Raw genomic sequence first — 11,905 nt, 5'->3', positions numbered from 1 at the left:
TACGCGCTCGTCGGCTTTCGCCAATCACGAAGGGCATTTCGTGGCGATTTTCACGGCGTCTGCCGCTTACCCCGTCGGTATCCGCGGATCCTGCACCAGATAGAACGTCCAGCGCGGCGTGTAGTCGGTGATCAGAAACTCGAAGCGTCCCCTCTTCAGCGGGTCGATCTGTCCACTCTTGAACAAGAGCCGGTCATAGGGTTCGAAATCGCGGTCGAAATCGGCGTACGCGCTCGACAGGATGTTGTCGGGCGTCTTGTTGCGCTGGTCGAAGGACAGGCCGTCGCCGAACACGCTCGGCTGGTTGAGTATCTCCTGCAGCTCGAACTGGAATTCGACCCAGGCCTGGCCGCTGTTGTTGAGCACCTCGATACGCATGTACAGGATGCCGTTGGCGAATTCGCCGTTGGTGCTGAACGGCTGGATCGGTTTGGTGGTGCGGATGGTGAGCGTCACCGGCGTCGACGAATTCAGCTCCTCGGAGATGACCAACGGATCTTCCTTGGTGCCGGTGCCCGAGGCGCCGGTGATGTGGAAACCGCCAAGCTCGTCGGAAAAGGAATAGGCGCCGGTCGCCCACACGTTCACCGGCTCGGCCTGAGCGCGAACCGGCGTAAGCATTGAAAGGGCGAGAAGGATCGCTCGGCAGGTCCGGCCGGGCGGAAGGGGGAAGCGCGTCAATGAATAGCCGGACGGCGTGCGCATGGAAATAAGTATGGCCGATAAGAGAGCCGTCGAACAATTAAAATATGGGACGCTGAGCGCGGCCGCGCGCAAAACGCTTGCGGCAGAGTTGTCATCCGCGACTTTTTGTCGAAATCGGCATTGTCACGTCAGCGCCGGTTTCCTGTCGCGGATTGATGCGCTATGCAGCGCAGGAGCCAGCAAAATGCCGGAAACGGTTGGCCAGAGCGGAGGGGTTGATGAGCGAGATCGAACGCGAGAGCATGGAATTCGACGTGGTCATCGTCGGGGCCGGCCCGGCGGGCCTTGCCGCAGCGATCCGTCTCAAGCAGGTCAATCCCGAGCTTTCCGTCGTGGTGTTGGAAAAGGGCGGCGAGGTTGGTGCCCACATTCTGTCAGGCGCCGTCGTCGATCCCATAGGCATCGACCGCCTGTTGCCGGGCTGGCGGGAGGAAGATGGCCACCCCTTCAAGACGCCGGTTACGGCCGACGATTTCCTGGTGCTCGGCCCCGCCGGCTCGTTCCGTCTGCCCAATATCCTGATGCCGCCGCTGATGAACAATCACGGCAACTACATCGTCTCGCTCGGCAATGTCTGCCGCTGGCTGGCAACCAAGGCTGAAGCGCTAAGCGTCGAAATCTATCCGGGCTTTGCTGCCGCCAGCCTCGTCTACAACGATGCCGGCGCGGTCACGGGCGTCGTCACCGGCGACATGGGCGTCGAAAAAGACGGCACACATGGCCCGGGCTTTGCGCCGGGCATGGCGCTGATGGGCAAATACGTGCTGATCGGCGAGGGCGCGCGCGGTTCGCTGTCCAAGCAGCTGATCGCAAAATACAAACTGTCCGACGGCCGTGAGCCCGGCAAGTACGGCATCGGCCTCAAGGAGCTGTGGCAGGTCAAGCCCGAGAACCACCGGCCGGGCCTGGTGCAGCACTCCTTCGGCTGGCCGCTCGACCTGAAGACAGGCGGCGGCTCCTTCCTCTACCACCTCGAGGATAACCAGGTCGCGGTCGGCTTCGTCCTGCATCTAAACTACAAGAACCCCTGGCTGTCGCCCTTCGAGGAATTCCAACGGTTCAAGACGCATCCGGCGATATCGCGCACCTTCGAGGGCGCCAAGCGCATCGGCTATGGCGCGCGCGCCATTACCGAAGGCGGCTGGCAGTCGGTGCCGAAACTCTCCTTCCCCGGCGGCGCGCTGATGGGGTGTGCGGCGGGCTTCGTCAACGTGCCGCGCATCAAGGGTTCGCACAATGCGGTGCTGTCCGGCATGCTGGCGGCCGAGCATGTCGCGCAAGCGATCGGCTCCGGCCGCGCCAATGACGAGCTGTCGTCTTATGAGGACGCCTGGCGCGCGACCGATATCGGCAAGGATTTGAAGAAGGTCCGCAACGTCAAGCCGCTCTGGTCGCGCTTCGGCACCATTATCGGCGTCGGCCTCGGTGGTCTCGACATGTGGCTGAACACGCTGTTCGGCTTCTCGCCCTTCGGCACGCTGAAACATGGCAAGGCCGATTATGCCACGCTTGAGCCCGCGGCCAAGCACAAGAAGATCGCCTATCCCAAAGCGGACGGCGTGCTGACCTTCGACCGCCTGTCCTCGGTGTTCCTGTCCAACACCAATCACGAGGAAAACGAGCCGGTGCATCTCATCGTCGGCGACATGGAGTTGCAGAAGCGTTCCGAGCATGATGTCTTTGCCGGGCCTTCGACCCGCTATTGCCCGGCCGGTGTTTACGAATGGGTCGACAAGGACGGCAACGCCGCCGCCGATCCGTCTGCCAAGGATGTGCGCTTCGTCATCAACGCGCAGAACTGCGTGCACTGCAAGACCTGCGACATCAAGGATCCCAACCAGAACATCAACTGGGTGCCGCCACAAGGCGGCGAAGGCCCGGTCTATCAGGGCATGTGAGCCTCACCGACCGGGACCGTCTCAACCAGCAAAAATGGCGGCGATGGCCGGGTTTACCAAGGCATGTAAGGCGCTCGGCGCCAAGATTGTTGAAACCGTCGTCTGCTTGTGGTCTCATTGCCGCGTCCATGGGGAAAATGGCATGCGCGTGTTGGTCTTGTTTTGCGTCGCCGTCATAAGCGCGGCCTGCGGCGTCGTCGGGACGGCGTCGGCGGGGGTGAAAACCGTCGTCAAGACGCGAACCTATGACATCACCGGCACGACAGGTGCCGGTCTGGTTATCGCCATGAACCGCAGGGGCCCCAAGCACGGTTTCATGACCCACGCCATCGCGCAGACAAGCTACACCGCCGACTGGAGCCTGGACGTGGGTCAGGTCAACGGCGTCTGCCGCCTGCGCCAGGCCAATGGAACGCTCAACATCGCCTACACCTACCCGCGCGTCGCCTCGGCCGTCACGCCGGCGCTGCGCAAACGCTGGAACCGGTTTTTCACAGGCGTTCTCGCTCATGAAGGAACCCATGGCCGTATCGCCGGGCAGATGATGCAGGCTGCCGAGCGGTCGGTTCGCGGCCTGAAATTTGCCAACGATCCGCAATGCAACAAAACGCGCGTCGAAGCCACGCGGCGCTTGCAAGCCACTTCCAAGCTCTATGAGGCAAAACAGATCGCGTTCGACGCGCGCGAGCACAGTGAAGGCGGCCATGTCGAGCGCATCATCGAGGCCTTGGTAGGCTTGTGAAACCGTAAGCCCCGTGGCGTACGATCTAGCCGCCCATGCTGGGCTGGGTCAGCGACACAGTCGCGGTAGAATCCTCGTCGACCGGCTTGGTCTCGTCGCGCATCAATGAAAATTCCACCATCACCGGCAGATGGTCGGAGCCGGTCTCTTCCATCTGCGTCGACGACAGGATGGTCACCCCGCCCTTCGAAAACACCTGGTCGATCGGCAGGCCCACATAGCGCCGCAGGAAATCGGGCAGGGTCCGGTGGATCCAGGTCGGTCCGGCCGACGGCATCACGGTCAGTCCGCCGAGCGAGGCAACGCGCCGTACCGCGGCGCTCCACGGCACGGCATTGCAGTCGCCGGCCATGATCGCCGTCTCGCCGAGCGAGGTGAGCGTCTCGGTCAACTCGCCGATCTGCCAGTATTGTTCCTTCGGCCACGGCCAGCTCAAATGGATCGCCGCGACATCGACCGGAGTGCCGCCGAAATCGACGGTGGCGGCCGCCATCGCGCCGCGCGGTTCGCAATGCGGCTCGGTGCCGGCCGCAAAGGGTCGCCGGGACAAAAGCGCCACGCCCCACACGCCGTCGGGATGGGCGCACAGGATGCGATAGGGATAGGCGTTCTGGATATAGCCGAGTTCGGTCGCCCACATGGCCGATACTTCGTCGAGCGTGATCACGTCTGGGTTGGTCCTGGCGATCAGCGAAAGAACCTTCTTGGGTGTCGGATTGTTGAAACGCAGGTTCATCTGCAGCAGCCGGTAGACCGGTTCGTTGCCGGGCGAGGCGTCATTGGCGGCCTGCACCGGCCACAGGCGCGGCAAGGTGCTCAACGTGCTGGCGAAGGCGGCCACGGCCAGCAGCAGGCCCACGCCCGCCTGCAGGCGAAACGAGGTGGCGAGCAGCGGCAGCGCAATCAGCCCCATCAGCACGGCAAAATGGATGCGGAAATGGGCGAAGGAATCGAAGGCCGGATGCAGTGCGCCAAAGAACCCGGCTACAAGCGCGGCCGAGAGGCCGAGCATTGCCAGGAACGCCATTGAAGCCATCATCTTTCGCACGCGTGCCATCAGACCGGGGTTTGCCCATAGACCGGGTAATACATTGCCGAGGTAGCAGGCCTTTATCGGCTGAAATGCGGCCCAATCAAGATGACGAAACGCCTCGCGGCAAACATTTACGGCAAGCCGGTCTACTGAAAGGCCGTCTCCGAAAAGCTTCTCAGCTTGCGCGAATGCAACCGTTCCATCGGCATTTCCGCCAGCTTCTCCATCGCCTTGATGCCGATGGTCAGATGCTGCGCCACTTGCCGCTTGTAGAATTCGGTCGCCATGCCGGGCAGCTTCAACTCGCCATGCAGCGGCTTGTCGGAGACGCAAAGCAGCGTGCCGTAGGGCACGCGGAAGCGGAAGCCATTGGCGGCGATCGTGGCCGATTCCATATCGAGCGCGATGGCGCGCGACTGCGACAGCCGCTGCACCGGTCCGCGCTGGTCGCGCAGTTCCCAGTTGCGGTTGTCGATGGTGGCGACGGTGCCGGTGCGCATGATGCGCTTGAGATCGTAGCCGGAAAGTCCGGTGACTTCGGCGACCGCCTCCTGCAGCGCCACCTGGATCTCGGCCAGCGGCGGTATCGGCACCCACACCGGCAGGTCATCGTCCAGCACATGGTCTTCCCGGACATAGGCATGCGCCAGCACATAGTCGCCCAGCGCCTGAGTGTTGCGCAGGCCGGCGCAATGGCCGAGCATCAGCCATGCATGTGGCCGCAGCACCGCGACATGGTCGGTGATCGTCTTGGCGTTGGACGGGCCGACGCCGATGTTGACCATGGTGATGCCGCCATGGTTCGGCTTCTTCAGATGATAGGCTGGCATCTGAGGCAGGCGCGGCGCCGCCACGCCTTCGCTGGGCGCGTTTTGCCCTGCCTTGGTGATGACATTGCCCGGTTCGACGAATTCGGTATAGCCGTGGCCGCCTTCAGCCATCTGGGCCCGCGCGCGGGCGACGAACTCGTCGATGTAGAACTGGTAGTTGGTGAACAGCACGAAGTTCTGGAAATGCTGCGGGCTGGTCGCCGTGTAGTGCGTCATGCGGTGCAGCGAATAGTCGATGCGCTGCGCCGTGAACGGCGCCAGCGGCCTTGGTTCGCCGAACGCGACCTCGAAGGTGCCGTTGGCGATCTGGTCGTCGGTGCCGTCGAGATCCGGCACGTCGAACAGGTCGCGGATCGGCCGTTTGATGCGGTCGGCGGCGGCGCCATCGACATGGGTTCCTTCAAGGAACGCGAAATGCAGCGGGATCGGCGTGGTCGATTCCGAAACCGTTACCGGCACGCCGTGATTGCGCATGATCAGGCGAAGCTGCTCTACGAGATAGCGTTCGAACAGCACCGGCTGGGTGATGGTGGTCGAGAAATGCCCGGGGGTCGGCATGTGGCCGTAGGCCTGGCGCGAGTCGATCTGGGTGAACGAATTGGTGGTGACGCCGATCTCCGGGTAGAAGGCGCGGTAGCGCTTGCTTTCGTCGCCGCCGGCGGCAAGCGTGGCAAAGGAGTCGCGCAGAAACTTGGTGTTGCGGTCGTAGAGCACCTGCAAGGCGGCCACGGCCTTTTTGGCGTCGTCGAAGCTCTGCTTGCCGAAAGGCTCCGGCATGACGACCGATTCGATAGCTTGTGGGTAGATTCGCTTTTCCATGGCTCAATATAGAGACTTGAGGCCGCACTTGGGAGGGGAGGGTGGCCGCCAAGTGGTCGATTTATTCGTCCACGCCCAAGGTGTGCTGAGATTCAGGTAACGCTGAGCCGGAGTCGAGGACGGGCGCGAAGCGACCAAACTGGCTGGCTTCGAGAACCGGAGCGGAGCGTACTCGAAGCATGTGAGCACCAAGGCCGCCACTTGCAGGCCGGCATCACCTTAATACCGGCACACCTTACCCGCGCTGCAGACTGACCAGCAAGACAAAGCCGACGCCATGCTTCTTCGTCGCCGGCGCGTCGATCGTCGTGTCGGCATTGGCCCGCATCATTGGCATGGCCAGGACCGGCGCCGACAGCACGACCAGGACGAGCGCCGCCCGCGGCAGGAGCCGAAGGGTCTGGAGGGCGTTGATGGCGATGCGGTTCATGGCTTTTGCTTTTCTGTTTGGATCTATGTCTTTGTCGTCTCAGGGGCGAAAATGGTTCATGCAATCGAATTGGCAGGAACTGGCTGCATCCCAGGAACGGGCCGGACGGCCGGATTCGGCCACGAGGATGGCGAAGAGCATCCCGAACAGGCTCATCAACAGGCAGACGATGGTGAAGCGGCGAGCGAGCATTTGCGGAGTGTCTCCTTGAACACGCCATCAAAATGCCCTGATGCGACTGAACCGGCGCTGATGCCGGCGTTCATCTGCGGTTCAAAGTGATTGACGATGTTTTAGGGAGAGCATCGGTTCGGGTTTGCGCCGCCGCAAACGGCACGGTCGTCGCTATGGCGCGGACCGTCCTGCAAAAGAAAACGGGGCCTGTGAAGGCCCCGTTGGTCAACTCAAAGCAGCAAGATCAGAGCTTGTGCCAGGTCTGGCTCTTGCAGATCAGCCCGCCGAGCACGCAGCCGCTCATTTTGAGCGAGGTGCCCGACAGTGTTGCCTTGCCCGAATAGGTCTTGTCGTTTGCCGGATCGGTGATGTTGCCGGCATATTTGTTGGCCCCGGCCGCCTTGAGCGAACCGATGGTCTTCCCGGCATATTTGCCGGTCTTCAGGGTGATGGAGAATGAACCGCTGCCGCCGATAACTGCTGTGTCGCCGGCTTGTGTCTTCCAGTTCCCTTCGATCGGATCGGCCCAGGCCGCACCAGCCATCATCACGGTGGCCGCCAGGGCCAAGCTCACTTTGCGAAACATATCTGTCCTCCCTGGTGTTAGGTGGGGCAGCCGCCTCTCTGCCCCTTACGCAAACGTAAGCTAATCCAGCTCCCGGCAAAACAAAAGCGGGTGCCGCGACGGAAGGTTTCGCAATTTTCATGCGGGGTCGGGAGAGCGCAGCCCGTGAAAATGAAACGATCGAGGCGTTGGCTTTGGTTTGCGTGGTTAGCAGAGTGTTGATCGGCGCCTTGCAAATTTTCGTCAAATCGATCGAAAAACGGCGGGATTGCTGACTTTGTATCCTTAACGAATTTCCGCGTTTACCTCTTGTTTTAGCTTTGTTTTCTCCAAATTAAGCACGCCATTTAACGACGGATTCAAGGCTCGGCCTCATTCTCGGAAGCATCGAAAGAGCGGCTCCCCAGGGAACACCGGGGGACAGAAGAGGCCCGCTCTCGGGAGCCAGACAGGGGACTAAAATGGCACGTTTTGAAATGCTTGAAGCCGGCTTCGGCGCCATGGGGGCAACTGCCCAGGCCGACATTCTTTTCGAACTGGGCATGATGTATGCGACCGGCCGCGATTGCGAGACCGATGTCGTTGCCGCCCACAAATGGTTCAACATCGCCGCCATCAAGGGCTCGGTCCGCGCCGCGGAACTGCGCTCGGAACTGTCGGCCGCAATGTCCAAGGTCGAGATCGCCAAGGCGCTGCGCGAAGCCCGCGAATGGATGACGATGCACTGAGATCGCGAGCAGATTATCGCAGGCAGATTATCGAAAACAGGGAAGCCCCGGGATCAAGACCGCAAAGACGGTCGGAACCGGTGAAACGACAAGGCCGCGACAAGACGGCCGACCATGAAAGAACAAGAACGCGGCAGGCCGGCACGGTCCAGTCGTGCACAATGGGGACGGCGGGCAGGTTTTTCTTGGCGCGGGGGCGCATGGGGACTGCTCTACGAGCAAAAAGCCACGAGCGGCCGGAACAGGCTGGCGTGGCTTTTTGCGTTGATGAGGCCCAATCGAGCGGCGCCGATGCGCCTAGACAGGCCCAATGAAGGATGAAATTGTCCCGCCTTCGGAAAGAAGCGCGGCCAGAGCGGCTGCGCGAGTGTGGGAGGAGTTCTATCACCATGAAAAAAATGGGTATTTTGAGCGCGGCCGTATTTGGCCTGATGATGAGCGCGCCGGTTGCCTTTGCCGATGACATCACCATTTCGGTGGTCGGCCCGATGACCGGACAGCTCGCCACGATCGGCGATCAGTTCAAGCAGGGCGCAACGGCAGCCGCCGATGCGATCAACGCCGCCGGCGGTGTCAACGGCTTGATGATCAAGCTCGACATCGAGGACGACCAGTGCGATCCCAAGCAGGCGGTTTCTGTGGCCAACCGGATCGTTGCCAACAGCGTCAAGTTTATTGACGGCCATGCCTGTTCAGGTTCGAGCATCCCGGCTTCCGCCGTCTACGCCGAGGCCGGCGCGCTGATGATGAGCCCGGCCTCTTCAAATCCCGAGCTGACCGATGCCGCCGCCAAGGCCGGCTGGCCGACGATCATGCGTCTCTATACGCGTGACGACGCGCAGGGCGCCTTCATCGGCCCGTGGATCGCCAAGAAATATGCCGGCAAGAATGTCGTTATCCTGCATGACAAGAGCGCCTACGGCCAGGGCGTTGCCGATGCCGTGAAGGCGACGATGAATGCCGGTGGCCTCAAGGAGATCGACTATGAAGGCATCAATGCCGGCGAGAAGAATTATTCGGCTCTCGTCACCAAGCTGAAGGACCTCAAGGCCGACGTTGTCTATTTCGGCGGCTATCACCCGGAAGCCGGGCTTATCCTGCGTCAGTCGGCCGAGCAGAGCGTCAAGTTCCAGCTGATCATGCCGGACTCGATCGCCTCGCCGGAATTCTGGCAGGTCGCCGGCCCCGCCGGTGAAGGCACCCTGTTCGTCTTCCCGTCGGACCCGCAGGCCAAGCCGGAAGCCAAGGAAGCCATCGCCAAGATCAAGGCGGGCGGCTTCGTGCCGGAAGGCTTCACGCTGTTCTCCTACGCCGTCGTTCAGGCGTTTGCAGAGGGCGTCAAGCGCGCCGGAACAGACGATCCGGTCAAGGTCGCCGAAGCGCTGAAGAACGGCACGCCGTTCAGCACCGTGGTCGGCGACGTGACCTTCGACGAGAAGGGCGATCTGAAGAACGCCAGCTACGACATCAACCAGTGGCACGACGGCAAATACGCACCGATCGCGCAGTAAGCGGCGCGTACTCATGGAAATGGCCGGGCTTGTCCCGGCCATTTTTGTTCAAGCCTCAGCCGGCTATGAAGCCTCTTCAACGAAGCGCACCAGCACCGTTCCGTCGGTGACCTGCGCGCCCTCTGTGGCGATCTCGGCGATCACGCCGTCATGGCTGGCCGCGATCGTGTGCTCCATCTTCATCGCTTCCAGGATCAACAGCGGCTGGCCCTTGATCACCCTTTCGCCCTTTGCCGCGTGCACCAGCTTGACCAGGCCCGGCATCGGCGCGCGCAGGCTGCCGGAAGCGGCGGCCGCCTCGTCGGTTCGCGCCAGCGGATCCGGGACGAGGAAACTGTAGCCGACGGCGCCTTCGAACACGGTGACGTGGCCTGGCCAGCGGGCAAGGCGAGGGGCGGCGCGAAGATCATGCGAATTGACGCTGTCATAGGGCGCGTCGAGCGCCACCTCGAAGCGCCCGTCCGGCCGCACTGAAACACGCGCCAGTATATCGTCCTCGCCATGGCGCAGGCGCGTGCGGCGCGCAACGCTGTGGAAATGCGCATAGCCGGCAAGTGACGACCACGGATCGTTCGACGGCGGCAAGGCACCGGCGCCCGCCGCGGCAAGGGCCGCCGCGGCAACGATCTCGCTGCGCGGCGGGGCGACCGCGGTCAGCGCTTCCTGATGCCTGCCGATCAGGCCGGTATCGACATCACCGGCCGAAAAATCTGCGTCCGCGGCAAGTGCCGCGAGAAACGCGGTGTTGACGGTCGAGCCGGCAATCTCGGTCTGCGACAACGCAGTGCCGAGCGCGTCGAGCGCCGCCTGCCTGTCCTTGGCGTGGACGACCAGCTTAGCGATCATCGGATCGTAGAAGGGCGAGATCGCATCGCCCGCCCGCACGCCGGTCTCGATGCGCATGCTGGCGCCTTCGGGCGCGTTGTCGGGAAACGCCAGGTGATGCAGCGTGCCGGTCGCCGGCAGAAACCCTTTCGCCGCGTCCTCGGCATAGATGCGCGCCTCGAAGGCGTGGCCGGAAAGCGTGATTTCGCTCTGCGTCTTCGGCAGCTTTTCGCCGGCGGCTACCCGCAACTGCCACTCGACCAGGTCGGTGCCGGTGACCATTTCGGTGACGGGATGCTCGACCTGCAGGCGGGTGTTCATTTCCATGAACCAGAAGCGGTCGGCCTTCAGCCCTTGCGAGGCATCGACGATGAATTCGATGGTGCCGGCGCCGGAATAGCTGATCGCCTTGGCGGCCTTGACCGCCGCTTCCGTCATCGCCTCGCGCAGCGCCAGCGTCATGCCGGGCGCCGGCGCTTCCTCGATCACCTTCTGGTGGCGGCGCTGCGCCGAGCAGTCGCGCTCGTAGAGATGCACGGCATTGCCAAAATTGTCGCCGAACACCTGGACCTCGATGTGGCGCGGCTTGTCGACGTATTTTTCGACCAGCACGCGATCGTCGCCGAACGCGGCCTTGGCCTCGCGCCGTGCGCCTGACAGCGCTTCCGAAAAATCTTCGGGATGTTCGACGCGGCGCATGCCCTTGCCGCCACCGCCGGCGCGCGCCTTGATCAGAACGGGATAGCCGATCTCACGCGCCTTGGACGCCAGCAGCACGATCTCCTGCGCCTCGCCATGATAGCCCGGCACCACCGGCACGCCGGCCTTTTCCATCAGCCGCTTGGCCGCGTCCTTCAGCCCCATGGCGCGGATCGAGGCGGCCGACGGGCCGATGAAGGTGAGCCCTGCCGCCACCACCTGGTCGACGAAATCGGGGTTTTCCGAGAGGAAGCCATAGCCGGGGTGAATTGCTTCGGCGCCGGTCGCCAGCGCCGCCGCAACAATCCTGTCGCCGCGCAGATAGCTTTCACCGACGGGCGAAGCGCCGATATGCACCGCCTCGTCGGCCATTTCGACATGCAGAGCCTTGGCGTCCGCGTCGGAATAGACGGCAACGGTGCGCACCCCCATCTTCCTGGCCGTGCGTATCACCCGGCAGGCGATCTCGCCGCGATTGGCGATCAGGATCTTGGCGAACATGGAGCCTCCCGGGTTTGTCTCGGGCGGCGCCGGTCTGGCAGGAATGAGCCTATTTCGAAGCCGAGATTTTGCAGCCGCCGCTCGCGGTCTGAACCTTCCACTTTTTCAGGCCAACCTGACAGCTTCGCAACGCCAACTCTTCCGCGGCCTTCTGAGATGGCGCGTTCAGCCGCGCACCGCAGATGATGTAAAGATCGTCGACGCGCGAGTAGAATGTGGTCGCGTAGGCCGAGTGGCCACTCGCCGCGACATAGGCGTTGTACGACTTCGTGCAGGGCTCCTTTGGATTCAGTGACAACGGAGGCCAGAATCGGGTGTCTCCCTTGCTGCCCGCCAGCGATCCAGCCGCCCCGATACCGGGTGCCGTAAATACGAGCAGGCCGGCAAGCATCGATACAGTAATTCGTTTGATGCGTGTCGATTTCATCTTGCCCCGCCCATTTGA

12 protein-coding genes are annotated in these 11,905 nt (G+C 62.6%); 4 read left to right on the top strand and 8 right to left on the bottom strand.

Going from position 1 to position 11,905, the window contains the following annotated elements; genetic code table 11:
* Positions 1–66: 66 nt before the first annotated feature.
* On the bottom strand, positions 67–621 hold the full coding sequence (locus NKI32_RS21780) for a hypothetical protein (protein ID WP_353003551.1): 555 nt from the start codon (positions 619–621) through the stop codon (positions 67–69).
* Positions 622–923: 302 nt separating this feature from the next.
* Between NKI32_RS21780 and NKI32_RS21775 the strand changes: the two genes are divergently transcribed.
* Both NKI32_RS21775 and NKI32_RS21770 read left to right on the top strand, forming a co-directional pair.
* Positions 924–2,603 (top strand): electron transfer flavoprotein-ubiquinone oxidoreductase, encoded by a 1,680-nt coding sequence (locus NKI32_RS21775; protein ID WP_353003549.1) that lies wholly within the window; start codon positions 924–926, stop codon positions 2,601–2,603.
* Between the two features lie 34 nt (positions 2,604–2,637).
* Complete coding sequence (locus tag NKI32_RS21770; protein WP_502897977.1) at positions 2,638–3,345, top strand: DUF922 domain-containing protein; 708 nt, start codon at positions 2,638–2,640, stop codon at positions 3,343–3,345.
* A 25-nt stretch (positions 3,346–3,370) separates the two neighbouring features.
* Here NKI32_RS21770 and NKI32_RS21765 read toward each other — a convergent pair whose 3' ends face one another.
* The 5 genes from NKI32_RS21765 to NKI32_RS21745 form a co-directional block, all read right to left on the bottom strand.
* Positions 3,371–4,372 carry an endonuclease/exonuclease/phosphatase family protein gene (locus NKI32_RS21765; RefSeq protein ID WP_353003547.1) on the bottom strand — a complete coding sequence of 334 codons (1,002 nt, stop codon included), beginning with the start codon at positions 4,370–4,372 and terminating at the stop codon, positions 3,371–3,373.
* Between the two features lie 152 nt (positions 4,373–4,524).
* On the bottom strand, positions 4,525–5,985 hold the full coding sequence (locus tag NKI32_RS21760) for an AMP nucleosidase (protein WP_023731828.1): 1,461 nt from the start codon (positions 5,983–5,985) through the stop codon (positions 4,525–4,527).
* Positions 5,986–6,262: 277 nt separating this feature from the next.
* Positions 6,263–6,457 (bottom strand): hypothetical protein, encoded by a 195-nt coding sequence (locus tag NKI32_RS21755; protein ID WP_023670200.1) that lies wholly within the window; start codon positions 6,455–6,457, stop codon positions 6,263–6,265.
* Positions 6,458–6,496: 39 nt separating this feature from the next.
* The gene (locus NKI32_RS21750; RefSeq protein WP_023670201.1) at positions 6,497–6,649 is read right to left on the bottom strand and encodes a hypothetical protein; all 153 of its coding nucleotides are present in this window, start codon (positions 6,647–6,649) and stop codon (positions 6,497–6,499) included.
* A gap of 226 nt (positions 6,650–6,875) precedes the next feature.
* Positions 6,876–7,217, bottom strand: a complete 342-nt coding sequence (locus NKI32_RS21745) for a DUF2147 domain-containing protein (RefSeq protein ID WP_023705415.1) — start codon at positions 7,215–7,217, stop codon at positions 6,876–6,878.
* A gap of 440 nt (positions 7,218–7,657) precedes the next feature.
* Here NKI32_RS21745 and NKI32_RS21740 point away from each other — a divergent pair, with 440 nt between their 5' ends.
* Positions 7,658–7,924: an SEL1-like repeat protein gene (locus NKI32_RS21740; RefSeq protein ID WP_006199745.1), complete on the top strand. Its 267-nt coding sequence runs from the start codon at positions 7,658–7,660 to the stop codon at positions 7,922–7,924.
* Positions 7,925–8,313: 389 nt separating this feature from the next.
* The gene (locus NKI32_RS21735; protein WP_353003545.1) at positions 8,314–9,435 is read left to right on the top strand and encodes a branched-chain amino acid ABC transporter substrate-binding protein; all 1,122 of its coding nucleotides are present in this window, start codon (positions 8,314–8,316) and stop codon (positions 9,433–9,435) included.
* 63 nt (positions 9,436–9,498) lie between these two features.
* On the opposite strand, the gene NKI32_RS21730 is transcribed toward NKI32_RS21735, so the two are convergent.
* Together NKI32_RS21730 and NKI32_RS21725 are read right to left on the bottom strand one after the other, a co-directional pair.
* The gene (locus NKI32_RS21730; protein WP_353003543.1) at positions 9,499–11,460 is read right to left on the bottom strand and encodes an acetyl/propionyl/methylcrotonyl-CoA carboxylase subunit alpha; all 1,962 of its coding nucleotides are present in this window, start codon (positions 11,458–11,460) and stop codon (positions 9,499–9,501) included.
* 49 nt (positions 11,461–11,509) lie between these two features.
* A complete protein-coding gene (locus NKI32_RS21725; protein ID WP_352986954.1) occupies positions 11,510–11,887 on the bottom strand; it encodes a hypothetical protein in 378 nt (125 codons plus the stop codon).
* Positions 11,888–11,905: the final 18 nt, after the last annotated feature.

The organism is Mesorhizobium sp. M0761 (genome assembly GCF_040320205.1).
Lineage (GTDB): Bacteria > Pseudomonadota > Alphaproteobacteria > Rhizobiales > Rhizobiaceae > Mesorhizobium.
This window is presented reverse-complemented; position numbering and strand designations above follow the sequence as displayed.

What these genes read in the sequence shown, in the direction of transcription:
- NKI32_RS21780 (WP_353003551.1), bottom strand. Translation starts at nt 621, where the DNA reads ATGCTTACGCCGGTTCGCGCTCAGGCCGAGCCGGTGAACGTGTGGGCG.
- NKI32_RS21755 (WP_023670200.1), bottom strand. Translation starts at nt 6,457, where the DNA reads ATGAACCGCATCGCCATCAACGCCCTCCAGACCCTTCGGCTCCTGCCG.
- NKI32_RS21730 (WP_353003543.1), bottom strand. Translation starts at nt 11,460, where the DNA reads ATGTTCGCCAAGATCCTGATCGCCAATCGCGGCGAGATCGCCTGCCGG.
- NKI32_RS21735 (WP_353003545.1), top strand. Translation starts at nt 8,314, where the DNA reads ATGAAAAAAATGGGTATTTTGAGCGCGGCCGTATTTGGCCTGATGATG.
- NKI32_RS21750 (WP_023670201.1), bottom strand. Translation starts at nt 6,649, where the DNA reads ATGCTCGCTCGCCGCTTCACCATCGTCTGCCTGTTGATGAGCCTGTTC.
- NKI32_RS21740 (WP_006199745.1), top strand. Translation starts at nt 7,658, where the DNA reads ATGGCACGTTTTGAAATGCTTGAAGCCGGCTTCGGCGCCATGGGGGCA.
- NKI32_RS21725 (WP_352986954.1), bottom strand. Translation starts at nt 11,887, where the DNA reads ATGAAATCGACACGCATCAAACGAATTACTGTATCGATGCTTGCCGGC.
- NKI32_RS21770 (WP_502897977.1), top strand. Translation starts at nt 2,638, where the DNA reads ATGGCGGCGATGGCCGGGTTTACCAAGGCATGTAAGGCGCTCGGCGCC.
- NKI32_RS21745 (WP_023705415.1), bottom strand. Translation starts at nt 7,217, where the DNA reads ATGTTTCGCAAAGTGAGCTTGGCCCTGGCGGCCACCGTGATGATGGCT.
- NKI32_RS21765 (WP_353003547.1), bottom strand. Translation starts at nt 4,372, where the DNA reads ATGGCGTTCCTGGCAATGCTCGGCCTCTCGGCCGCGCTTGTAGCCGGG.
- NKI32_RS21760 (WP_023731828.1), bottom strand. Translation starts at nt 5,985, where the DNA reads ATGCCGGAGCCTTTCGGCAAGCAGAGCTTCGACGACGCCAAAAAGGCC.
- NKI32_RS21775 (WP_353003549.1), top strand. Translation starts at nt 924, where the DNA reads ATGAGCGAGATCGAACGCGAGAGCATGGAATTCGACGTGGTCATCGTC.